Origin of the sequence: Streptomyces sp. NPDC051243, assembly GCF_044455405.1 — a bacterium.
In the GTDB taxonomy this organism is placed as follows: domain Bacteria; phylum Actinomycetota; class Actinomycetes; order Streptomycetales; family Streptomycetaceae; genus Streptomyces.
The window spans coordinates 123,988-145,683 of record NZ_JBITES010000006.1 but is presented as its reverse complement, the minus strand read 5'-3'; the positions used below and the strand labels follow the sequence as shown (position 1 = coordinate 145,683).

Sequence of the window (21,696 nt, the reverse complement as noted above, 5' to 3'; positions counted from 1 at the left end):
TCATGTGGCATATGCAGATTGCCGAGGGACGACGTTGGCCCTCTGCGTGAGTGCAAAATTTCGTGCAGGTTACATGATGGAGCGGTTCTCGGGAACCGGGATACTCCGTTCCAACATGCGGACGCCGCGGTCGCGGCGGGTACCGCGCACGGCGGCGGAAAGTATGTGCGGAAAGCATGTGGGATCCGGCGGAAAAAGATCGATCAGATCGGAGTTCCGTCGGTCCGGTGGCGGGGGAGGCGTCGTCGCCCACCCCGCGAGTGCGCAGCAGGCGTCATTGCCCACAGCGCTTACGGCTCATGCCCGGTGGTCATGCATCCGAAACCAGCGAGTAACGGCTACTTATGCGGCCCAACGCATAAGTTCCAGCCGAGCTATCCTACGGCCGTTCCGAACAAACTGCCCAGGGCGTACGTCACACCGGCCGCGGCACCACCGAGCGCGAGCTGTCGCAGCCCGCTGAACCACCAGGTCCGCGCGGTCACCCTGGCCACCACGGCACCGCACAGGAACAGCCCCAGGAGCGCGAGGAGCACGGCCGGCCACAGCGCGGTGGCGCCGAGCAGATACGGCAGTACGGGCAGCAGGGCGCCCAGCGCGAACGACCCGAAGGACGAGACGGCCGCGACCAGCGGGGACGGCAGGTCACCGGGGTCGATGCCGAGCTCTTCCCGGGCGTGTATCTCCAGGGCCAGTTCGGGATCACGGGAGAGCTGCTCGGCCACGGCCCGCGCGAGCTTCGGCTCGACACCACGGGCCTCGTACAGCGCCGCGAGCTCGGCCTCCTCGTCCTCCGGGTGCTTTCTCAGCTCCCGCCGCTCCACATCCAGCTCGGCCTCGACGAGCTCGCGCTGCGAGGCGACGGAGGTGTACTCACCCGCGGCCATGGAGAAGGCACCGGCGGCCAGCCCGGCGAGGCCGCTCAGCACGACGGTCTGATGGCTGACCGCGCCGCCCGCGACACCGGTCATCAGGGCGAGATTGGAGACCAGACCGTCCATCGCCCCGAAGACGGCGGGCCGCAGCCAGCCGCCGTTCACATCGCGGTGGGTGTGGTTGTCGCGGTGCGCTTCGTGCAGCGGCGCCTCGATCTCGATGATGGCCATGAAGGTCCCCCAGAAACTCAGGTAAGGCTGTCTTTAGACACGTTCTATTCTTCGACAACACCAAATCTACGCCCGGAAATTCCGCCCCGCCAGCAAGGAAAGCCTGGGCTAACCTGCGGTTTTCCCTTAGAACGCTCATTCGTGTATAGGCCCGCACAGATGTCGACCGGGTGACACCGGGGCTTCCGAGGCTCGGGTCAACCGCCGACGGTGGGACATATCCGCAAAGGGCTCCGCGCCCTGGGCGGAGCCCCCGGAGGAAGGCCGCGTATGGCATCGATCGCCTGCATCCCCTCGGTTCCGGCGCCCGGGGACGCCGCCGAGCTCCGCGAACGGGCCCGCGGCGCGCTGCTCGGCCTGGCGGTCGGCGACGCGCTGGGCGCCCCGGCGGAGAACATGAAGCCCTCCGAGATCCGCGCCCGCTGGGGCCGCGTCACCGGCTTCGTCACCGACAAGCCCTCCGGCACGGACGACACCGAGTACGCGATCTTCTCCGGCCTCCTCCTGGCCCGCCATGGCTCGGCCCTCACCCCGGCCCATGTGGAGACGGCGTGGCACGAGTGGATCGCGGACCGGGCGGAAGGCCCCTTCCGGGGCGCGGGCTTCAGCGAACGCGGCACGCTGGAGAACCTCCGCCGGGGCCTGGCCGCCCCCATCTCGGCCCAGCACCGGCACGCCTGGAGCGACGGCCTCGCCATGCGGGCGGCTCCCTTCGGCGTCTTCGCGGCGGGCCGCCCGGCGGAGGCGGCCCGGCTGGTGGCGATCGACGGTTCGGTGAGCCATGACGGCGAGGGCATCTACGGCGGCCAGGCGGTGGCGGCGGGTGTCGCGGCGGCGATGGCCGGGGCGCCGACGATCGCGGTGGTGGCCTCCGCGCTGGCCGTCGTCCCGGACGACTCCTGGACGGCCAGGTCGCTGAGGCGGGCGGTGGCGGTGGCCCACCGAGGCGAACGCGCGGTCCGCTCCGCGGTCGTCATCGGCGGCTACCCGTGGACCGATCTGGCCCCCGAGGCGGTCGCCCTGGCCTTCGGGGCGTACGCGGCGGCGGACGGCGACTTCGTCCAGGCGGTACTGACGGCCGTGAACATGGGCCGCGACGCTGACACGACGGCGGCGGTGGCGGGAGCGCTGGCGGGCGCGACCCAGGGCGAGTCGGCGATTCCGACGGAGTGGGCGGCGGCGATCGGTCCGGCCCGCGGAAGCTGTCTGCCGTCGATGGCGGGACACCATGTGCTGGACGTCGCGGAGCTGCTGACGCCCACGGAGGGCGGGAAGTGGGCAGCGGGGGCACCGGCACCGACGGAGGCGGTCGAACCGGTACGGCAAGAGGCCCCCGCACGCCGCTGCGTCACCTCGCTCACGCGCACCGAGCCGGAGACCCGACCGTGACTCCGCCAAGCCCTTGGGACGAGGGCGGACGCCCGGCCGAGACTCCGGTGCCGGCGGAGCGGGGGGTGGCTGCGGGCTCGGAGGAGGCAGTGGCGGGGACGGGCCCGGAGGGCGTCGGGACTGGGACGAACCCGGAGGACGTACGGGCTGGGACGAACCCGGAAGACGTACGGGCTGGGACGAACCCAGAAGACGTACGGGCTGGGACGAACCCAGAAGACGTACGGGCTGGGACGAACCCAGACGACGTACGGGCTGGGACGAACCCAGAAGACGTACGGGCTGGGACGAACCCAGAAGACGTACGGGCTGGGACGAGCTCGGAGGAACTCGCTTCGGTGACGGCACCAGAGGCACTCGTAACTGCCACACCCCCGGAGGGACCCGCGGCCGCCGAAGGCGAGCACACCCCGCCGGGGCCACCCGCACCCGGCGACGAAAGTCGCACGGGTGGTGCAGGCGGGAAACCCCAGTCCGAAGGCGAAGCCGAGGCCGGTCGACGAACCCTCGGCCTCCTGCTCGGCCTGGCCGCGGGCGACGCCGCCGGCTGGCCCGCCGCCCGCCACCGAGCCGCCCGCATGCCCGAATGGACCCGCCGCCTCACCCGCGAACTCGACACCTTCGCCGAACACAACGCGACCACCACCCTCCCCGTCCCCATCGCCCTCAACCAACCCCCCGAACCCCTCCGCCTGGGCCCCTCCGACGACGCGGAATGGGCCGCCTTCGCAGCCGAGGCGCTCCTGCGCGCCGGCGACGACACCGCCCTCGCCGACCTCAGCCGAGAACGCCGCACCCGAGCCGCCATCGACCTGACCTGGAACGCCGTAGCCGGCGAGGTGGCCGCCGCGGCCGACCGCGCCCCGGAGGTCGAGTCGGCGATCCTCCCCCTGCGCGCCCGCATCTCCGTCCGCGCCGGCCTCGGCAACCTCGCCACCGGCCTGCGTCCACCCGCCACCGGTCACGACAACCCCCACTACTTCGACGACGCGGCCTGCGTACGCGCCTGCGTCCTCGCGGTCGCCCACCCCGGCGACCCCCGGCGTGCCGCCGACCTCGCCGAGTTCGACGCCCGCTACACCCAGGACGGCGACGGCGTACACGGCGCGAGAGCGATGGCGGCGGCCGTGGCACTGGCCCTGACCGGCGCGAAGACCGAGACCTGCGTAGCCGCCGCCCTCACCGAACTCCCCGAGGGGACGGAGATCGGGCGGAACGCCCGCCACGCCCTCGAGCTCGCACAAGCCGCCGACAGCGCCTTCGCCCTGATCCCCCTCCTCGAACACCAAATCGTCGACCACGTCTACAGCTACGGCATCGCCGCAGCCGAAACGGTCCCGGTGGCCCTGGCCCTCACGGTCGCGGCAGGCGGCCGTATCGCCGAGGCGGTTCCCGCGGCCGCGTGCCTCTCCCGCGTCGCCGACTCGGCACCGGCCCTGGCAGGCGCACTGACCGGCGCGTTGGGCGGCGGCGCGGCGATCCCGGCGAGCTGGCGCGACACCTGCCGCACCCTCTCCGGCTGCGTACTCCCCCGTCTCACCGGCACTGACCTGGTGGAACTCGCCGAACTCCTGGAAGCCGCACAACCGGCCCGACCAGGAGGATGATTCGGGGCATGACGCCCAAAGGAAGAGAAAACAGGGAAGAAGGCAGTGAACCGCGTCTCGACGAGCGGATCACCGGCGCCCTGGTCGGCGCGGCGGTCGGCGACGCCCTCGGCGGCCCGGTGGAGGGCTACTCCCCCGACCAGATCCTTCAGCGCCACGGCGGCCGCGTCCACGGCATCGTCGGTCCCTGGAACGGCGACGCCTGGCGCACGGCCCGCCCCATCGCGCCGTACCACAAGGGCGACGGACACGTCACCGACGACACGTTGATGACGCACGCGCTGGTACGGGTCTATGCGCAGGTCCGCGACCACCTGGACGCGTACGCGATCGCCGACCACCTGGTTCCGGACCTGATGACGAACCCGCGCTGGATCCCTGAGCTGGAGGCGGAGGCCCTCCCCCTGCACCGTGTCTTCCTGGCGGAGAAATGGCTGGTGGCCCGCCTCCACTACGGCCACGTGGACCCACGTGAGGCCGGCGTCGGCAACATCGTCAACTGCGGCGCGGCGATGTACATGGCCCCGGTGGGCCTGGTCAACGCGGCCGACCCGCCCGCCGCCTATGCCGAGGCGCTGGACATCGCGGGCGCCCACCAGTCGTCGTACGGCCGAGAGGCGGCGGGCGTCTTCGCGGCGGCGGTGGCGGCGGCGTGCACACCGGGGGCGACACCGGACTCGGTCGTCGCGGCGTGCCTGTCCCTGGCGAAGGACGGCACGCGGACAGCGATCGAGAAGGTCTGTGAAGTGGCGGGCGCCCACTCGGACTTCGAGTCGGCGCTGACTCCGCTCCGGGAGGCGGTCACCCCGTACGACACGGTCGGCCCCGACTACCGCCGCCCCTCCCTCGGCGCCCGCCGCCCCTCCCGCCTCCACGCGATCGAGGAACTCCCCATCGCCCTCGCCATGGTGCTGATCGCGGACGGCGACTACCGCCGGTCGGTGCTGGGCGCGGTGAACTACGGCCGCGACTGCGACTCGACGGCGACGATGGCGGGCGCCCTGGCCGGCGCCCTGGGCTCACCGGTCCCGGAGGAGTGGTCGAAGGCGGTCGCGGAGGCCAGTCGCCTGGACCTGTGGGAGCCGCCCCGCGCGCTGACCGAGGTCGCGAGGGAGATCCACGAGCGGGACGTCCGCCGACGTCGAGCGCACGAGGCGGCGTTCACCGCGTTGGGAGGCCGAGGATGCTCCGACTGACCTGGGTCCAGCCGGAGGACCTGATCGGTCATGAGCTGCGCCAGGCAGCCCTGGACGGCCGAGAACCGTCGGCGATCGCGGCGCGCTGGAGGGCGGCGGGCGGCAGGGAAGCACCGTTGCGCGCGGGGGCGTCACCGGAGCCGGCTTCGAGATATCTGCGGACTCTGGCCGAGGACCTGCTGGATGAACTGGCGGACCTGCCGAGCAGGTTGGCGGACAGGGAACCCACCGACCTCGCGAAGATCAAGGCGAGCTGCCCGTCCTGGCCCGCGCCCGCCCCGGCCGCACCCGCCCCGCCCCGCTACGAAGCGGCCTGGCTGGGCCGAGCAGTCGGCTGCCTCCTGGGCAAACCCGTCGAGAAACTCCCTCTCGAAGCCATCCGCCAACTGGCCGGCTCCACGGGAAACTGGCCCTTGACCACGTACTTCACAGCTCACGGCGTCCCCCCGGACCTCCTCGCCGCCCACCCCTGGAACCGCCGGTCGGCCGCCACCTCCCTCGCCGAGAACATCGACGGCATGCCCGAGGACGACGACCTCAACTACCCCCTCCTCAACCTCCTCCTGCTCCAACGCCACGGCAAGACCTTCACCACCACCGACGTGGCCCGCCTCTGGCTGGACGAACTCCCGCCGGGCCGCACGTTCACGGCCGAACGCATCGCCCACCGCAACCTCCTCCTGGGCCTCGAACCCCCGCACACGGCCCGCCACCGCAACCCCTTCCGCGAATGGATCGGCGCCCTCATCCGCGCGGACGTCCACGGCTGGACCAACCCCGGCGACCCGTCCGCCGCGGCCGAACAGGCCCACCGCGACGCCACCCTCACCCACACCGCGAACGGCGTCTACGCGGCGATGTTCACGGCGGCCGTCATCGCCCGGGCGGCGACGGCGACCGGCCCCCACGACATCCACGCCTGCCTGCGCACCGGCCTCACGGTGATCCCCCCGAGCTCCCGCCTGGCGCAGGCGATCCGGCACGCCGTCCGGCTGTCCCGATCCCACGAGGACTTCGACACGGTCGTCGACGAACTCCACGCCGCCTACTCCCCCGCCCACCACTGGGTCCACGCCATCCCCAACACCGCCCTGATCGCCGCCGCCCTCACCCACGCGAACGGCGACTTCACCGGCTCCATCTGCCGTGCCGTGTCCGGCGGTTGGGACACCGACTCCAACGGTGCGACCGCGGGCAGCATCGCCGCCCTCCTGGCCGGCACGCCCTCCGCCCTCCCCGACCGCTGGACCGCCCCCCTCAAGAACCGCCTCGCCACGTCCGTCGCCGACCTCAACGGCACCGGCTTCGACTCACTGGCCCGGCTCACCCACGAACTCGCCCACAGCCCCGACCACCACCCCGCACCCCCACCCGCCCCCGAAGTCCCCTAGGTCGTGTCCGCAAAGTCCCGTCGTCCGCCCGGAGGGCGGGCCCCGCGGCGTCTGGTGCGCGGGGCAGGCGGGACTTCGCGGACACGGCCTAGGCACTCACCCACCTGGAGGCCACTCACCCATGACCGACATCGTCGTGCTCGGCAGCACGAACATGGACCTCGTCACCTATGTCGCAAAGGCCCCGCAGCGCGGCGAGACCGTGACGGGACGGGAATTCCGCACGATCCCCGGCGGCAAGGGCGCCAACCAGGCGATCGCGGCGGCCCGCGCGGGCGGCGACGTCCTGATGATCGGCGCCGTCGGCAACGACGCCTACGGCGCCCACCTGCGCTCCACCCTCGAACACTCCGGCGTGGACACCGACGACCTGCGCACGGTCGAGGGCCCCTCCGGCACCGCGCACATCGTCGTGGACGACGAGGGCGGCAACGCGATCGTCGTGATCCCCGGCGCGAACGGCACACTCGACCACCTGAGCCCCGGCGACGAGGGCGTCATCGCCTCCGCCGACATCCTGCTGCTCCAGCTGGAGATCCCCCTGGCCGCGGTCCTCGCCGGCGCGCAGGCGGCCCACCGCCACGACGTCCGTACGATCCTCACCCCGTCCCCCGCCCAGCCGCTCCCGGACGAACTCCTCGCCACCATCGACCTGTTGGTCCCCAACGAGCACGAGGCCACCACCCTCACCGGCCGCACCGACCCCCGCGAGGCCGCCACCGCGCTGCTCGACCGGGTGCCCGAGGTCGTCGTCACCCTGGGCGCGGCCGGCAGCCTGTACGCCACGCGCGGCGCCGACCCGCTGACCGTCCCGGCCCCGAAGGTCACCGCCGTCGACTCCACCGGCGCCGGGGACACGTTCGTCGGCGCCCTCGCGGTGGCTCTGGGCGAGGACCGCCCGATGCCGGACGCGCTGGCCTGGGCGGCGGCAGCGGCCGCGCTGTCGGTCCAGCGGGAAGGCGCCTCGGCGTCGATGCCGTACCGCCCCGAGATCGAGGCACGGTACGCGTCATGACCGAAGCAGCCGACACCGCCCCCTTGGCCGGCCTGCGCGTCCTCGACCTGGCCACCCTCTTCGCCGGCCCTCTCGCCGCCACGATGCTCGGCGACTTCGGCGCGGAGGTCGTCAAGGTCGAGCACCCCGAGAAACCGGACCCCTCCCGCGGCCACGGCCCGTCGAAGGACGGCGTGGGCCTGTGGTGGAAGTTCCTCGGCCGCAACAAACGCACGATCACCCTGAACCTCGCCAAGCCCGGCGGCCGCGCCACCCTTCTGCGCCTCGCCGCGACCGCGGACGTCGTGATCGAGAACTTCCGCCCCGGCACCCTGGAGAAATGGGACCTCGGCTGGCCGGAGCTCTCCGCCGCCAACCCGCGCCTGGTCCTCGCCCGCGTCACCGGCTTCGGCCAGTTCGGCCCCTACGCCCACCGCCCCGGTTTCGGCACCCTCGCCGAGGCGATGAGCGGCTTCGCCGCGCTCACCGGCGAACCGGACGCGCCGCCGACGCTCCCGCCCTTCGGCCTGGCCGACTCGATCGCGGGCCTCGCGACCGCGTACGCGGTGCTGACGGCGCTGGCCGCCCGAGAACGCACCGGCGAGGGCCAGGTCGTCGACATGGCCCTCATCGAGCCGATGCTGCTGGCCCTCGGCCCCCAGGCGACCTGGTACGACCAGCTCGGCTACGTCCAGGAACGCACCGGCAACCGCTCCGCCAACAACGCCCCGCGCAACACCTACCGCACCGCGGACGGCACCTGGGTCGCCGTCTCCACCTCCGCCCAGTCGATCGCCGAGCGCGTGATGCACCTGGTGGGACGCCCCGACCTGATCGACGAACCCTGGTTCGCGACGGGCGCCGACCGGGCCCGCCACGCCGACGTCCTGGACCGGGCGGTCGGCGACTGGATCGCCCGCCACACCCGCGCCGACGTCCTCGCCGCATTCGAGAAGGCGGAGGCGGCGGTGGCCCCGATCCAGGACGTACGCGATGTGATGACGGACCCGCAGTACGGGGCCCTCGACACGATCACCACCGTCGACGACCCCGAACTCGGCCCGCTGCGCATGCAGAACGTCCTCTTCCGGCTCTCCGCCACCCCCGGCGCGATCCGCTGGGCGGGCCGCCCGCACGGCGCCGACACCGACGAGATCCTCACCGACCTGGGCCTGACCCCCGCCGAACTGGCGGCCCTGCGCGAGGAGGGTGCCCTGTGACGAGCCAGGCGAAGACCGCCCCGTACCCCCTGACCTGGCTGTACGTCCCCGGCGACCGCCCGCGTGTGGTGGCCAAGGCGTTGGCGTCCGGCGCCGACATCGTCATCGTCGACCTGGAGGACGCGGTCGCCCCGGACCGCAAGGACTACGCCCGGGCGGCCACGGCCGACCTGCTGTCCGAAGCGGAACAGCCCGTCCCGGTCCACGTCCGGGTGAACGCCCTGGGCACCCCACAGGCGGCGCAGGACCTCACGGCACTGGCCGCCCTCCCCGGTCTGTCCGCCCTGCGCCTTCCGAAGGTGATCTCCGCCGAGCAGATCATCCACCTCGCCCAGACGACGCCGACCGACGACCCGGGCACGACCCCGCTGCACGCCCTCCTGGAGTCGGCCGTCGGCATCGAACGCGCACACGCGATCGCCTCGGCCCACCCCTCGCTGCACGGCATCTCGCTGGGCGAGGCGGACCTCCGGGCCGACCTGGGCGTACGGGGCGACGCGGGCCTCGACTGGTCACGCTCCCGGGTCATCGTGGCCGCGCGAGCGGCGGGCCTGCCTCCGCCGGCCCAGTCCATCCACCCGGACATCCTCGATCTGGAGGGCCTCGCGGCGTCCTGCGCGCACGGCCGCGCCCTGGGCTTCCTGGGCCGGGTGGCCATCCACCCCCGCCAGCTCCCCGTGATCGAACGCGCCTACCTCCCCACGGAGCAGGAACTGCAGCAGGCGGAAGCGATCCTCAAGGCAGCCGCGACAGACCAAGGCGCCCAGGCCCTGCAGGACGGAACCTTCATCGACGCGGCGGTGGTGTCAGCGGCCCAGCGAACCCTGTCACTCGCGCGCCGATGCTGACCTGTTCCGTTCCGCCGCGACGGCGAGCACCCCCACGGCGCGTTCCGGCGGTGCCGAACTCACCGAAACCCCTCGCCCACGCACAAGGAGGGGCGCCCGGAGAATTCCGAGCGCCCCTCATCGCCGTACGACGCAGCCTCAGCTCTTCTTCGCCGACCCGGCCTCGTTGCTCGCTGTCTTCTCGTCCTCCGCGTCCGAGGAATCCGCTTCCGCCTCCGGGGAGTCCGCTTCCGCGTCCGAGGAGCCCGCTTCGGCCTTCTCCGCGTCGGCGTCGGTGCCGCCCTCGCCCTCACCGTCGGCGTCACCGCCGGAGGCCTCCGCACCGGGCTCGACCACGGCCTCCCTGCCGGGCCGCTTCTTCGCCGACACCACGATGTACGTCACCGCGAGCAGGAACACGATCAGCGCGGTCCAGTTGTTCAGCCGCAGCCCGAGGATGTGGTGGGCGTCGTCCACCCGCATGTACTCGATCCAGAACCGCCCCGCGCAGTACGCGGCGACATACAGCGCGAACGCCCGCCCGTGTCCCAGCTTGAAGCGGCGGTCGGCCCAGATCACCAGCAGCGCGACACCGATGCACCACAGCGACTCGTACAGGAACGTCGGGTGGTACGTGCCCGGCACCCGCCCGTCCGTCGAGGACGTGATCTCCAGGGCCCACGGGACATCGGTCGGCCGGCCGTACAGCTCCTGGTTGAACCAGTTGCCCCAGCGTCCGATCGCCTGCGCGAAGGCGATGCCGGGCGCGACGGCGTCGGCGTACGCGGGCAGCGGGATGCCCCGCCGCCGGCAGCCGATCCACGCGCCGAGCGCGCCGAGTGCGATGGCGCCCCAGATGCCGAGGCCGCCCTCCCAGATCTTGAAGGCGTCCACCCAGTCACGGCCCTCGCTGAAGTACAGCTGGTAGTCCGTGATCACGTGGTAGAGCCGGCCGCCGATCAGGCCGAAGGGCACGGCCCAGACCGCGATGTCGGCCACCGTGCCGGCCCGCCCGCCCCGGGCGATCCAGCGTTTGTTGCCGAGCCAGACGGCTACGAAGACACCGATGATGATGCAGAACGCGTAGCCGCGCAGCGGAACGGGGCCGAGGTGGATCACCCCGCGCGACGGGCTGGGAATGTAGGCAAGTTCCATGGCAAGGTCGACGCTACCCTGCCGGGCGGCGCCGATGGCAGGCGGCCCGGCTACGGGTCCATAACGGGCAGCGCCCCGAGCGGGCCCCGCCCACGCCGGTTCATCCCTTGGCGTTCGCCTCCACCATCTGCTTCAGCTTGGCCGGCGTCATCGTCTGGTCCTGGTAGATGTTCTTGCCGTTCAGCAGCACCGTCGGCGTACCGCTGAAGCCGCCCTCCTTGAACGCGTCGTTGGACTTGTCGACCCAGCTGTTGTGCGTACCGTTCTCGACGCACTTGCGGAAGGCGGGCGTGTCCAGGCCGTCGACCTTGGCCGCGAGTTCCAGGAGCTTGCTGTTCTTCGCGAAGGCGTCGTCGACCTCCGGCGGCTGGTTCTGGTACAGCACGTCGTGGTACGGCACGAACTTCCCGACGTCCTGGGCGCAGGCCGCGGCGTTGGCGGCGTTGCGGGAGCCGGTGCCGCCCATGTTGCCGTCGATGATCGTCGCCAGGTGGTACTCGACCTTGAGCTTCCCGGAGTCCGTCAGCTCATGGATCGTCGACCTGTACGCGTCCTCGAAGGACTTGCAGGCCGGGCAGCGGAAGTCCTCCCAGACCGTGAGCGTCGACTTGGCGTTCTCCTCGCCGACCGGGATCGCGAGGCCGTCCTTGCCCTGCGCCCCCGAGGGGCCCACGACCGGTCCCGCCTCACTGCTGTCGTCCTTGCCGGCGTTGGCCGCGACGACCCCGACGACCGCCGCGAGTCCCAGCACGCAGACAACGCTCGCGCCGACGATCAGCGCACGGCGCCGCTTGTCGGCGGCCTTCTGCTTCTCGCGCTCGACCGCCAGCCGCTCCCGGGCGGTCCGCTTACCCTCACGATTCTTTTCGCTCACACCCGCAGAACGAACCGGGGAGGCGCAGCGCGCCTCCCCGGCCACAGGTCCACCCGTTCGAGCGACTCGTACGGAAGACCCTTCTTCTGAAGATCTTTCACTCCTGAAGGGGAGCGTCCCTGACACGGAGCGTTCCTGAAGGGGAGCGTCCGTGAGGGTGTGCGTTACGCCTGCCCGCGCACGCCCTTCGCCAGCTCACCGGCGAGCGAGCGCACGGCCTCGACTCCGGCCGCGTGGTCCGGCGCGTCCAGCATGCGCTTGACGAACGCCGAACCGACGATCACGCCGTCGGCGAAGCCGGCGACCTCGGCGGCCTGCTCGGCGTTGGAGACGCCGAGCCCGACGCAGACGGGCAGCTCGGTGCCGGTGGCCCGGGTGCGCTCGACCAGGTCCTGGGCCTGCGCGCCCACGGACTCCCGGGTGCCGGTGACGCCCATCAGCGAGGCGGCGTAGACGAAGCCGCCGCCCGCCGCGGTGATCTGCGCGAGCCGCTCGTCCTTGCTGCTCGGCGCCACGACGAAGACCGTCGCGAGGCCGTGCTTCTCGGCGTGCTCCCTCCACAGGGCCGACTCCTGGACCGGCAGGTCCGGCAGGATGCACCCGGCGCCGCCCGCCTCGGCGAGCTCGGCGGTGAAACGCTCGACGCCGTAGCGGTCGATGGGGTTCCAGTACGTCATGACGAGGACCGGCTTCCCGGTGGCCGCGTGGGCCTCCCGGACCGTGCGCATGACGTCCGCGATCTTGACTCCGCCGCGCAGGGCGATGTCGTCGGCGGTCTGGATGACAGGGCCGTCGAGGACGGGGTCGCTGTGCGGCAGACCGACCTCCACGACATCCGCGCCCCCGTCGAACACGGCCTTGATCGCCTCGATGCCGCCGTCCACGGTCGGGAACCCGGCCGGGAGGTAGGCGATGAGGGCGGAGCGGCCCTCGGCCTTGGCGGCCCGCAGGGTGTCCGTCAACAGCTGGATGTTTCCGCTCACTTGGCGTCCCCCTGGATCTCGGCGGCACCACCGTTGGCGTCGGCGGCGACCTCGGCGTCGGTGTCGTACAGGCCGAAGTACCGCGCGGCCGTGTCCATGTCCTTGTCACCACGGCCGGACAGGTTGACCACGATCAGGCCGTCCTTGCCCAGCTCCTTGCCGACCTCAAGCGCACCGGCGAGCGCGTGGGCGCTCTCGATGGCCGGGATGATGCCCTCAGTCCGCGACAGCAGGCGCAGGGCCTGCATGGCCGCGTCGTCGGTGACCGCGCGGTACTCGCCGCGGCCGCTGTCCTTGAGGTAGGAGTGCTCGGGGCCGATGCCGGGATAGTCCAGACCGGCCGAGATCGAGTACGGCTCGGTGATCTGGCCCTCCTCGTCCTGGAGGACGTAGGAGCGGGAGCCGTGCAGGATGCCGGGCTCACCGGCGGTGAGGGTCGCCGCGTGCTCGCCGGTCTCGACGCCGTGCCCGGCGGGCTCGCAGCCGATGAGGCGTACGTCCGTGTCGGGGATGAAGGCGTGGAAGAGGCCGATGGCGTTGGAGCCGCCGCCGACGCAGGCGATGGCGGCGTCGGGGAGACGTCCGGCGCGCTCCAGGAGCTGGCGGCGGGCCTCGACGCCGATGACGCGGTGGAAGTCGCGGACCATGGCGGGGAAGGGGTGCGGGCCGGCGACCGTACCGAAGAGGTAGTGGGTGTGGTCGACGTTGGCGACCCAGTCGCGGAACGCCTCGTTGATGGCGTCCTTGAGGGTGCGGCTGCCCGACTTCACGGCGATGACCTCGGCGCCGAGCATGCGCATGCGGGCCACGTTGAGGGCCTGGCGGCGGGTGTCGATCTCGCCCATGTAGATCGTGCACTCGAGGCCGAAGAGTGCGCAGGCCGTCGCCGTCGCGACGCCGTGCTGGCCGGCGCCGGTCTCGGCGATGACGCGGGTCTTGCCCATGCGCTTGGTGAGCAGGGCCTGGCCGAGGACATTGTTGATCTTGTGGGAGCCGGTGTGGTTGAGGTCTTCCCGCTTCAGGAAGACGCGGGCTCCGCCGGCGTGTTCGGCGAACCTCGGCACCTCGGTGAGGGAGCTGGGGCGGCCGGTGTAGTTGACCAGCAGGTCGTCGAGCTCCCGGGCGAACTCGGGGTCGTGCTTGGCCTTGTCGTACTCGACGGCCACCTCGTCCACGGCGGCTACGAGGGCCTCCGGGATGAACTTGCCGCCGAAGGCGCCGAAGTAGCCCTCAGCGGTGGGGACTTGACCCTCCGGGTCGGGGATGAAGAAGTCGCTGGGCATGCGTGTACCTCACGGTGAGTGGTGTATGAACAGCACTGATCGCCGTGGGGGCGGAGTTTGTCTGCTGGCTGCGGGCCCGATGTGGCTTTTCGCGCCCGCGCGGCGGTAGCCGCAAATCAAACAGAGCCCCGCGCCCCTAAAGGGCGCGCTGCCATCGACGGCCGTTTACCTGCCCAGGTTCGTCTCCGATGACGTATCGCACGCGACGGCCGTGCACGCGACGTGCCGGCGCGCGGCAGCCACGGGGTCGGCAGCCGCGCGCAAGGCGGGCGTACCGGTCCACGGTCGTCACAGTGCGGTTCATCGGGGTCAGCCTAGCGGGTGATCAGCTTCGGCCGTGCCGCAATGCGGGGTGCTCGCCCGCCGCCACCAGGTCGGCGACCGCCGTCTTCGGGTCCTTGCCCGTGACCAGGGACTCGCCGACCAGTACCGCGTCGGCGCCGGCGTTGGCGTACGCGATGAGGTCGTGCGGGCCTCGGACGCCGGACTCGGCCACCTTGACGAGGCCGGCGGGGATCTCGGGCGCGACGCGCTCGAACGTCCCGCGGTCGACCTCCAGGGTCTTCAGGTTGCGCGCGTTGACGCCGATCACCTTCGCGCCGGCGTCGACCGCACGCTCGACCTCGTCCTCGTCGTGCACCTCGACGAGGGGCGTGAGGCCGATGGAGACGGCGCGCTCGATCAGCGACTCCAGAGCGGGCTGGTCCAGCGCGGCCACGATCAGCAGGGCGAGATCCGCGCCGTAGGCCCGGGCCTCCCACAGCTGGTACGACGTGACGATGAAGTCCTTGCGCAGGACGGGGATGTCCACGCGTGCGCGGACGGCCTCCAGGTCGGCCAGCGAGCCGCCGAAGCGGCGCTGTTCGGTGAGGACGGAGATGACGGCCGCGCCGCCCGCCTCGTAGTCCGCGGCGAGCCCGGCCGGGTCGGCGATCGCGGCCAGCGCGCCCTTGGAGGGGCTGGAGCGCTTGACCTCGCAGATGACCTTGACGCCGTCGCCCTTGAGCGCGGCGAGCCCGTCCTTGGCGGCCGGAGCCTTCGCCGCGCGCTCCTTGAGCTCGTCGAGGCTGACGCGCGCCTGCCGCTCCGCGAGGTCGGCACGGACTCCGTCGATGATCTCGTCGAGCACACTCACGCGAGCGGCCCCCTTCCAGACGGTTGACTGTGAAAGCGGTTCAAAACCTATGGTCACTGCGATGGTATCCGGAGGAGGGCGTAGGCCTCGCATCCGGTTGACGCCGGTCCCACTACCTGGACATTCCCCAGTTGATCAAGGATGCAGCCAGCCACCGAACGGCAGATTCCGGACAACGGTGAAGACCAGCACCAACGCCCCCGCCGCCCACAGGCGCACCGGCGAGAGATCGAGCGCGAGCGGTCGCCCGCGCGCCGCCCGGATCACCCAGACGGTCCACACCACGGCGAAGAGCACATAGCCGACGACAGCGAGTGCGTTGTCCTGGAGAGCCGCCGCGAAGTCCCCGTGGACGACGGCGTGCGCACTGCGCAGTCCTCCGCAGCCGGGGCAGTAGAGGCCCGTGACCTGGAGGAGCGGACAGGCGGGGTAGTGGCCGGGTTCGTTCGGGTCCACGGCGCCCACGTAGCTGAAGGCGCCCACGACGGCCCCGAGGACCCCCGCCGGCACGGCGAGCCGCCCGAACACGCTCCCGGTGCCGGGCCGCGTCATCCCCTGACCGTCGGCGTTCACGCCTCGCATTCTCCCCTCTGCGGACCCCACGCGCGCGTGAGGGGCGGCTTCCGGTACGCGGTGACCGGAAGCCGCCCCTCGACTCGACGCCTACGGGAGGGCCGTACGGAATCAGCTCTGGACGATCAGCTCTGGACGTCCGCCGGCTCGCGCTTCTCCGCGAGGAGCACGTGAGCGTCCTTGGGCTGGCCGAGGCCCATGCCGCGCATGATCCAGCCGACGACGCCACCGAGGGCCGCGATCCCCAGGCCGGCCCAGAAGCCCACGGGCTGAGCCAACACCATGAAGGCGCCCGAGACGCAGAAACCGATGAAGGCGATCGTGACACCGGTCCAGGCGGCCGGGGTGTGACCGTGGCTGCTGCCCGCCATTACTTGCTCCTCGTTGCTGAAGTACGTGTCCGAGCCGGACGCTCGCTGCCATTGTCCCGCACGCGTGCGTACGCGGTGTCAGGGGGTAGCCCGCACGAGTAGACACCGGGAGCTGCAACGCCGCCAGGGGCGCGGGGCTGTGTCGATATGCGGCTACCGCCGCGTGTGCGCCGACCAGCCCCCACCGGCCCGCAGGTGAAACACGGCCTTCCCGACACGGCCTTCCCGACACGGCCTTCCCGACACGCCTTCCCGGCGGAGCCGCTACGCGCCGGTCGGGTCCTCGCCGCGGTCGAGGGCCTTCCACAGTTCCTCGGGCCGGTCGGGGTCGGTGGCCGGGGCCTTGCGGCGCGGACGGGGTGCGCCGCCGCGCTCGTAGCGGCCGGACATCCCGGGCCACAGCCGGCCGTAGCGCAGGGCCAGCAGTCCGGCGAGCAGGATCAGGACGCCGCCGACGGCCGCGACGTACGGCCAGGCGGTGTGCGTGAGGGCCTGGACGGTGGCCGAGGTGTCGCCGGAGGCCTGGGCGGCCTTCTCGTCGAGCGCGGAGCTGTCGGAGGCGCCGAGCAGGGCGGCCACGACGGTGCCGGCGCCGGCGAGCGCGAGCAGGCCGGCGACCACGAAGCGGCCGGCCCGGCGGACGGCGAAGACGGCGACGAGCGCGGCGAGCCCCACTATCGCCAGGGCCGCGGGGACGCCCGTGACGTCGCTGCCCTTGGCGATCAGGGGGAACGGGCCGCCGGCCACCGTCACGGTGCCCTCCGACCAGCGCTGCCGGGTGGAGAGCAGCGCGACGGCCGCGCCGAGCGCCCCGCACAGCAGGGCGACGGCGAGACTCATACGGCCGGCCCGGGCGGAACCGGGGGCTTCGGAACGAGGGTGCGGTACAGCAGTCACGTACTCCACTATCACCCGGACCCCGGACGATCAGTCACCCGGGGTTCGGCTGGGACTGCCGGCCGGGTTCACCCGCGTTCACTTGAGCCGGTTCGCCGTGTGCACCGCGCGCAGTACCGCCGCCGCCTTGTTCCGGCACTCGGTGTCCTCGGCGACCGGGTCCGAGTCGGCGACGATGCCCGCGCCCGCCTGGACGTACGCCGTGCCGTCCCGCAGCAGGGCCGTACGGATGGCGATGGCGGTGTCGGAGTCGCCCGCGAAGTCGAGGTAGCCGACGCAGCCGCCGTACAACCCCCGCCGGGACGGCTCGAGTTCGTCGATGATCTGCATCGCGCGGGGCTTGGGGGCGCCGGAGAGCGTGCCGGCGGGGAAGCAGGCGGTGAGGACGTCGAAGGCCGTACGGCCCTCGGCGACCCGTCCGGTCACCGTCGAGACGATGTGCATCACGTGCGAGTAGCGCTCGATGGACATGAAGTCGACGACCTCGACCGAGCCCGGCTCGCAGACCCGTCCCAGGTCGTTGCGGCCCAGGTCGACGAGCATGAGGTGCTCGGCACGCTCCTTGGGGTCGGCGAGCAGTTCGTCGGCGAGGGCCTGGTCCTCCTGCGGGGTGGCCCCGCGCCACCTGGTGCCCGCGATGGGGTGGACCATCGCCTGCCCGTCCTCGACCTTCACCAGCGCTTCCGGCGAGGAGCCGACGACGTCGAAGCCGTCGAAGCGGAACAGGTACATGTACGGCGAGGGGTTGGTCGCCCGCAGGACCCGGTAGACGTCCAACGCGCTTGCCGTGCACGGCGTTTCGAAGCGCTGGGAGGGGACCACCTGGAAGGCCTCCCCGGCCCGGATGCGCTCCTTGATGTCCTCGACCGCCTCCTGGAAGTCCTCGCCGCCCCACAGAGCCGTGTACTCGGGCAGCTCCGAGGGCGGGAGCACGGCCGCGGGCTGGGCCACCGCGCGGGAAAGGTCGGCCTCCATGGCGTCCAGTCGGGCGACCGCGTCGGCGTAGGCCTCGTCGACGCCGGTGTCGAGGTCGTTGTGGTTGATCGCGTTGGCGATCAGCAGGACGGAGCCCTCCCAGTGGTCCATGACGGCTAGGTCACTGGTGAGCAGCATGGTCAGCTCGGGCAGCTTCAGGTCGTCCCGCTCGCCGGGGCCGATCTTCTCCAGGCGGCGCACGATGTCGTAGCCGAGGTAGCCGACCATGCCGCCGGTGAAGGGCGGCAGGCCCAGGTCGTGGGCGAGGTCGCGCGGGGTGTGCAGGGCCTCGATGGTGGCGCGCAGGGCGGCCAGCGGGTCGCCCTCGACGGGGACGCCGACGGGCGGGGCGCCGAGCCAGTGGGCCTGCCCGTCCCGCTCGGTGAGGGTCGCCGCGGAGCGTACGCCCACGAACGAGTAGCGGGACCAGGACCGTCCGTTCTCCGCGGACTCCAGCAGGAAGGTGCCGGGGCGCTCGGCGGCGAGCTTGCGGTAGAGCGCGACCGGGGTGTCACCGTCGGCGAGGAGCTTGCGGGTGACCGGAATGACGCGGCGGTCGGAGGCCAGCTTGCGGAACGTCTCGAGGTCCATGGCGGCTGACCTTACTGATCGGCTGCCGGTACGCCGGAATCGGCGTCCTTGAGCAGCACATCCTCGTCGAAGCAGGTGCGCGCGCCCGTGTGGCAGGCCGCGCCGACCTGATCGACCCTGACGAGCACGGTGTCGGCGTCGCAGTCCAGAGCGACGGACTTCACCCACTGGAAGTGGCCGGAGGTGTCGCCCTTGACCCAGTACTCCTGCCGGCTGCGCGACCAGTAGGTGCAGCGGCCCGTGGTGAGCGTGCGATGCAGCGCCTCGTCGTCCATCCAGCCGAGCATCAGCACCTCTCCGGTGTCGTACTGCTGGGCGATGGCGGGCAGGAGTCCGTCCGCGCTGTGCTTGAGGCGCGCGGCGATCTCGGGGTCCAGCCGGCTGGGCTGACGGGGCGTACTGGTGGTCATGCCTGCCATTGTGCCGCCTGCCACTGACAGTGACGGTCCGGTGTCCACTGATTGGGAGAGGCGGCGCGACGGGGGCCCCAGGCTTTCGGCTCTGGGGAGTCTCGTCGGGGGGTGGTGGTCGGGTGACGGGTGGGCGGACCTGACGGGCAGTCGTAGGCTTTCTGCATGTCGACCTTCGCCCAGCGTGAACGACTTCTCCTCGCCGACCTCTTGGAGGCCGAGGGCCCCGAGGCCCCCACCCTCTGCGAGGGCTGGCAGACCCGTGATCTCGCCGCGCACGTCGTGGTGCGCGAGCGCCGCCCCGATGCCGCCGCCGGCCTGCTGATCAAGCAGCTCGGGTCCCGCCTGGACAAGGCGATGGAGGAGTTCGCGGCTAAGCCGTACGAGGAGCTGATCCAGCTCATCCGCACCGGCCCGCCGCGCTTCTCGCCCTTCCAGCTCAAGCAGATCGACGAGGCGTCGAACACGATCGAGTTCTACGTCCACACCGAGGACGTCCGCCGCGCCCAGCCGGACTGGACGCCGCGCGAACTCGACCCGGTCTTCCAGGACGCCCTCTGGTCCCGTTTCGAGCGCTCCGCCCGGCTGGTGGGCCGCAGCGCCCCCACCGGCCTGGTGCTGCGCCGCCCCAACGGCCAGACGGCGGTCGCCCACAAGGGCACGCCGGTCGTCACGGTCACCGGCGAGCCTTCGGAGCTGCTGCTGTTCGCCTACGGCCGGCAGAGCGCCGCCAAGGTGGAGCTGGACGGCGACAAGGACGCGATCGCCAAGCTGCACGAGACGAAGCAGCTTGGCATCTGAGGGCAGCTGGGTATCTGAGGGCCCCCGCGCGCGAGGCCGTCAGCGGGGCAGTTCCGCCCGGCGCAGGTCCCGGGCGCACAGGCCGACCACCCCGGCGAGCCCGCAGACGACCGCGCTGGCGACGAAGACCGGGCCGGTGCCCCACAGGCCGATCGCGGCGCCGGTCACGGGGAAGGTGAGCGGGGCGATGCCGAGGCTGAAGAACGTGGACACGGCGGTGACCCGGCCGACGTAGGCCCGGTCGGACTCGGCCTGCAGGAGCGCCCCGCACAGGACACCGTTCAGCCCCGAGATCAGGCCGATGGACAGGGCCACGGCGACGGCGACCGCGAGTTGCGGCATGAAGGCCAGGGAGCCGATCGCGACCGCGCTGACCACGCCGGACACGGACAGCACGAGCCCCGCGCGTGGGAGGCGCCCACGGGCGGTGAGCAGCAGCGAGGCCGCACCCGCGCCCGTGCCGAACCCGGCGAGCACCCATCCGACGCCGCCCGCTCCCCAGCCGCGTTCGTCCGCGAGCAGGGTCAGGCCCACGTTGAGCGGGCCGACGAAACCGAGGTCGCTGAGCGCGATGACGACGATCAGCGGGCGCAGGACGCGGTGGCCGCGTATGTAGCGCAGGCCGCCGGTCAGGTCGCGCCAGGCGCCGGCAAGCGCGCGTGTGTCGTCCGCGGGCTGCTTTCCCACCCGTAGGGCGACGAGGAGCGGCAGCGAGGCCGCGAACAGCAGCCCGGCCAGAGCGAACGCCCCGGCGGTGCCCCCGAGGGCGATGCCGAGTCCGCCGAGCGGGGCGCCGACGACGTTGGCCAGCCGGACGGCGAGTCCCCGCATGCCGTGCACCCGGGCGAGCTGTCCGCGCCCGGTGATGCGGGTCGGCAGGGCGCCGAGGGCCGGCATCATGAGGGCGTCGACGGCCCCGAAGAGCAGCGCCAGCGCGGCCAGCGGCCACAGGCCCGGGCGGCCCACGAGGAGCAGCCCGGCGACCGCCAGGACCGCCGCGCAACGCACGGCGTCGCTGCTGATCAGCACCTTCCGCGGGCCGAACCGGTCGGCGATCACTCCCCCGCCCAGCATGAGCACGGCCCGCGGCACCGCGCTGAGCGCCGTGACCAGACCGGCCTGGGCGGGCGTACCGGCCTGGACGGCGGTCCAGGACAGGGCGAGGTAGTAGACGTTGTCGCCGATGGCCGACGAGGCGTACGCGCCGAGCCAGCGCAGCACGTTGGGGTCACGGTGGGCGGGGCGCTCCGTCGGGGCGGTGGGCGCCGTACCGGTCCGGGTCGCGGGCACGTCGGTCCTCTCAGGTCCGGAACGGGAAGGCGTACGTGTGCACCGCGACGTTCTCGCGGCCCTCGCTGTCGCCCGCGGCGTCGGCGGCCCGGCCGCGCTCGTCGTACCGGCGGACGAGGGTGAGCAACTCGGCGGTCAGCTCGGCCAGTTCGCCCGCCGTCAGCCGCAGCGTCGACTCGGAGGACTCGGCGGCGGAGTTCCACTCCTCGCCCCAGTGGGTCCGCTCGTCGAGGAAGCGGCGGTACATGTCGGCCCGCTGCTCGAAGAAGAGCCGGCTGGCGGCGGTGTGCGCGGCGGCCTTCTCCGGCGCGTCCCGGAAGTCCTCGTCCCGGATGCTCACGCCGTCCGAGGCGGGCTGCCACCAGCGCTCCCGGCCGTCCGCGCTGCGCGGCTCGGCCTCCTCGATGAGCCCGTGCTCGGCGAGCTTGCGCAGGTGGTAGCTGACCAGCGAGACGGCCTCGTCGACCTGCTCGGCGAGCTGGGACGCGGTCGCGACGCGGGCGATGGTGAGTCCGCGGTAGAGCTTCATCCGCAGCGGGTGGGCGAGCGCCTTGAGCGTGCCCACGTCCGTGATCCGGCGGTTCTTCTCCGTGCCTGCCATGCCTCGACCGTAGATGCGAAAGGAAAA

General features: G+C 72.2%; 22 protein-coding genes. 8 read left to right on the top strand and 14 right to left on the bottom strand.

Annotation, left to right across the window (positions count from 1 at the left end; all coding sequences use genetic code 11):
- Window positions 1-374: 374 nt before the first annotated feature.
- Entirely contained in the window at window positions 375-1,106 is a 732-nt protein-coding gene (locus tag ACIBAG_RS16925; protein WP_399105680.1) for a VIT1/CCC1 transporter family protein, read from the bottom strand.
- A 270-nt stretch (window positions 1,107-1,376) separates the two neighbouring features.
- Between ACIBAG_RS16925 and ACIBAG_RS16920 the strand changes: the two genes are divergently transcribed.
- The 7 genes from ACIBAG_RS16920 to ACIBAG_RS16890 all read left to right on the top strand — a co-directional run bounded on the left by ACIBAG_RS16920 (window position 1,377) and on the right by ACIBAG_RS16890 (window position 9,751).
- Window positions 1,377-2,495, top strand: coding sequence for an ADP-ribosylglycohydrolase family protein (locus tag ACIBAG_RS16920; protein WP_399105678.1), 1,119 nt, complete (start codon window positions 1,377-1,379; stop codon window positions 2,493-2,495).
- A 338-nt stretch (window positions 2,496-2,833) separates the two neighbouring features.
- Window positions 2,834-4,102, top strand: coding sequence for an ADP-ribosylglycohydrolase family protein (locus ACIBAG_RS16915; protein ID WP_399105676.1), 1,269 nt, complete (start codon window positions 2,834-2,836; stop codon window positions 4,100-4,102).
- An 8-nt stretch (window positions 4,103-4,110) separates the two neighbouring features.
- Entirely contained in the window at window positions 4,111-5,298 is a 1,188-nt protein-coding gene (locus ACIBAG_RS16910) for an ADP-ribosylglycohydrolase family protein (RefSeq protein ID WP_399105674.1), read from the top strand.
- Complete coding sequence (locus tag ACIBAG_RS16905; RefSeq protein ID WP_399105673.1) at window positions 5,286-6,689, top strand: ADP-ribosylglycohydrolase family protein; 1,404 nt, start codon at window positions 5,286-5,288, stop codon at window positions 6,687-6,689. Before ACIBAG_RS16910 ends, ACIBAG_RS16905 begins: the two co-directional genes overlap by 13 nt.
- Window positions 6,690-6,810: 121 nt before the next feature.
- Window positions 6,811-7,704: a ribokinase gene (gene rbsK / locus ACIBAG_RS16900; RefSeq protein WP_399105671.1), complete on the top strand. Its 894-nt coding sequence runs from the start codon at window positions 6,811-6,813 to the stop codon at window positions 7,702-7,704.
- Window positions 7,701-8,903 (top strand): CaiB/BaiF CoA transferase family protein, encoded by a 1,203-nt coding sequence (locus ACIBAG_RS16895; RefSeq protein ID WP_399105669.1) that lies wholly within the window; start codon window positions 7,701-7,703, stop codon window positions 8,901-8,903. The genes rbsK and ACIBAG_RS16895 overlap by 4 nt, the downstream gene beginning before the upstream one ends.
- On the top strand, window positions 8,900-9,751 hold the full coding sequence (locus tag ACIBAG_RS16890) for an HpcH/HpaI aldolase/citrate lyase family protein (RefSeq protein WP_399105667.1): 852 nt from the start codon (window positions 8,900-8,902) through the stop codon (window positions 9,749-9,751). Before ACIBAG_RS16895 ends, ACIBAG_RS16890 begins: the two co-directional genes overlap by 4 nt.
- 138 nt (window positions 9,752-9,889) lie before the next feature.
- Here the strand turns inward: ACIBAG_RS16890 and lgt are convergent, their stop codons facing one another.
- From lgt to hisI, 11 genes are all read right to left on the bottom strand, one after another.
- Entirely contained in the window at window positions 9,890-10,885 is a 996-nt protein-coding gene (lgt, locus tag ACIBAG_RS16885; protein ID WP_399105665.1) for a prolipoprotein diacylglyceryl transferase, read from the bottom strand.
- Window positions 10,886-10,985: 100 nt separating this feature from the next.
- On the bottom strand, window positions 10,986-11,759 hold the full coding sequence (locus ACIBAG_RS16880; protein WP_399105662.1) for a DsbA family protein: 774 nt from the start codon (window positions 11,757-11,759) through the stop codon (window positions 10,986-10,988).
- Window positions 11,760-11,923: 164 nt separating this feature from the next.
- On the bottom strand, window positions 11,924-12,742 hold the full coding sequence (gene trpA, locus ACIBAG_RS16875) for a tryptophan synthase subunit alpha (protein ID WP_399105660.1): 819 nt from the start codon (window positions 12,740-12,742) through the stop codon (window positions 11,924-11,926).
- Window positions 12,739-14,025 carry a tryptophan synthase subunit beta gene (gene trpB / locus ACIBAG_RS16870; protein ID WP_399105658.1) on the bottom strand — a complete coding sequence of 429 codons (1,287 nt, stop codon included), beginning with the start codon at window positions 14,023-14,025 and terminating at the stop codon, window positions 12,739-12,741. The genes trpA and trpB overlap by 4 nt, the downstream gene beginning before the upstream one ends.
- 136 nt (window positions 14,026-14,161) lie before the next feature.
- The gene (gene trpM, locus ACIBAG_RS16865) at window positions 14,162-14,329 is read right to left on the bottom strand and encodes a tryptophan biosynthesis modulator TrpM (RefSeq protein WP_369270424.1); all 168 of its coding nucleotides are present in this window, start codon (window positions 14,327-14,329) and stop codon (window positions 14,162-14,164) included.
- 21 nt (window positions 14,330-14,350) lie between these two features.
- Window positions 14,351-15,160, bottom strand: a complete 810-nt coding sequence (gene trpC, locus ACIBAG_RS16860; protein WP_399105656.1) for an indole-3-glycerol phosphate synthase TrpC — start codon at window positions 15,158-15,160, stop codon at window positions 14,351-14,353.
- Between the two features lie 135 nt (window positions 15,161-15,295).
- Complete coding sequence (locus tag ACIBAG_RS16855; protein ID WP_399105654.1) at window positions 15,296-15,742, bottom strand: DUF2752 domain-containing protein; 447 nt, start codon at window positions 15,740-15,742, stop codon at window positions 15,296-15,298.
- Window positions 15,743-15,858: 116 nt separating this feature from the next.
- On the bottom strand, window positions 15,859-16,104 hold the full coding sequence (locus ACIBAG_RS16850) for an HGxxPAAW family protein (RefSeq protein WP_399105652.1): 246 nt from the start codon (window positions 16,102-16,104) through the stop codon (window positions 15,859-15,861).
- A gap of 264 nt (window positions 16,105-16,368) precedes the next feature.
- Window positions 16,369-17,010, bottom strand: coding sequence for a TIGR02234 family membrane protein (locus ACIBAG_RS16845; protein ID WP_399105650.1), 642 nt, complete (start codon window positions 17,008-17,010; stop codon window positions 16,369-16,371).
- 69 nt (window positions 17,011-17,079) lie between these two features.
- Complete coding sequence (locus tag ACIBAG_RS16840) at window positions 17,080-18,567, bottom strand: anthranilate synthase component I (RefSeq protein WP_399105648.1); 1,488 nt, start codon at window positions 18,565-18,567, stop codon at window positions 17,080-17,082.
- 11 nt (window positions 18,568-18,578) lie between these two features.
- On the bottom strand, window positions 18,579-18,977 hold the full coding sequence (gene hisI / locus ACIBAG_RS16835; RefSeq protein ID WP_399105646.1) for a phosphoribosyl-AMP cyclohydrolase: 399 nt from the start codon (window positions 18,975-18,977) through the stop codon (window positions 18,579-18,581).
- Between the two features lie 165 nt (window positions 18,978-19,142).
- Between hisI and ACIBAG_RS16830 the strand changes: the two genes are divergently transcribed.
- Window positions 19,143-19,778, top strand: coding sequence for a TIGR03085 family metal-binding protein (locus ACIBAG_RS16830; protein ID WP_399105644.1), 636 nt, complete (start codon window positions 19,143-19,145; stop codon window positions 19,776-19,778).
- A gap of 39 nt (window positions 19,779-19,817) precedes the next feature.
- Here ACIBAG_RS16830 and ACIBAG_RS16825 read toward each other — a convergent pair whose 3' ends face one another.
- On the bottom strand, window positions 19,818-21,068 hold the full coding sequence (locus tag ACIBAG_RS16825; protein WP_399105642.1) for an MFS transporter: 1,251 nt from the start codon (window positions 21,066-21,068) through the stop codon (window positions 19,818-19,820).
- A 10-nt stretch (window positions 21,069-21,078) separates the two neighbouring features.
- Window positions 21,079-21,669 (bottom strand): ArsR/SmtB family transcription factor, encoded by a 591-nt coding sequence (locus ACIBAG_RS16820; protein WP_399105640.1) that lies wholly within the window; start codon window positions 21,667-21,669, stop codon window positions 21,079-21,081.
- Between the last annotated feature and the right edge of the window lie 27 nt (window positions 21,670-21,696).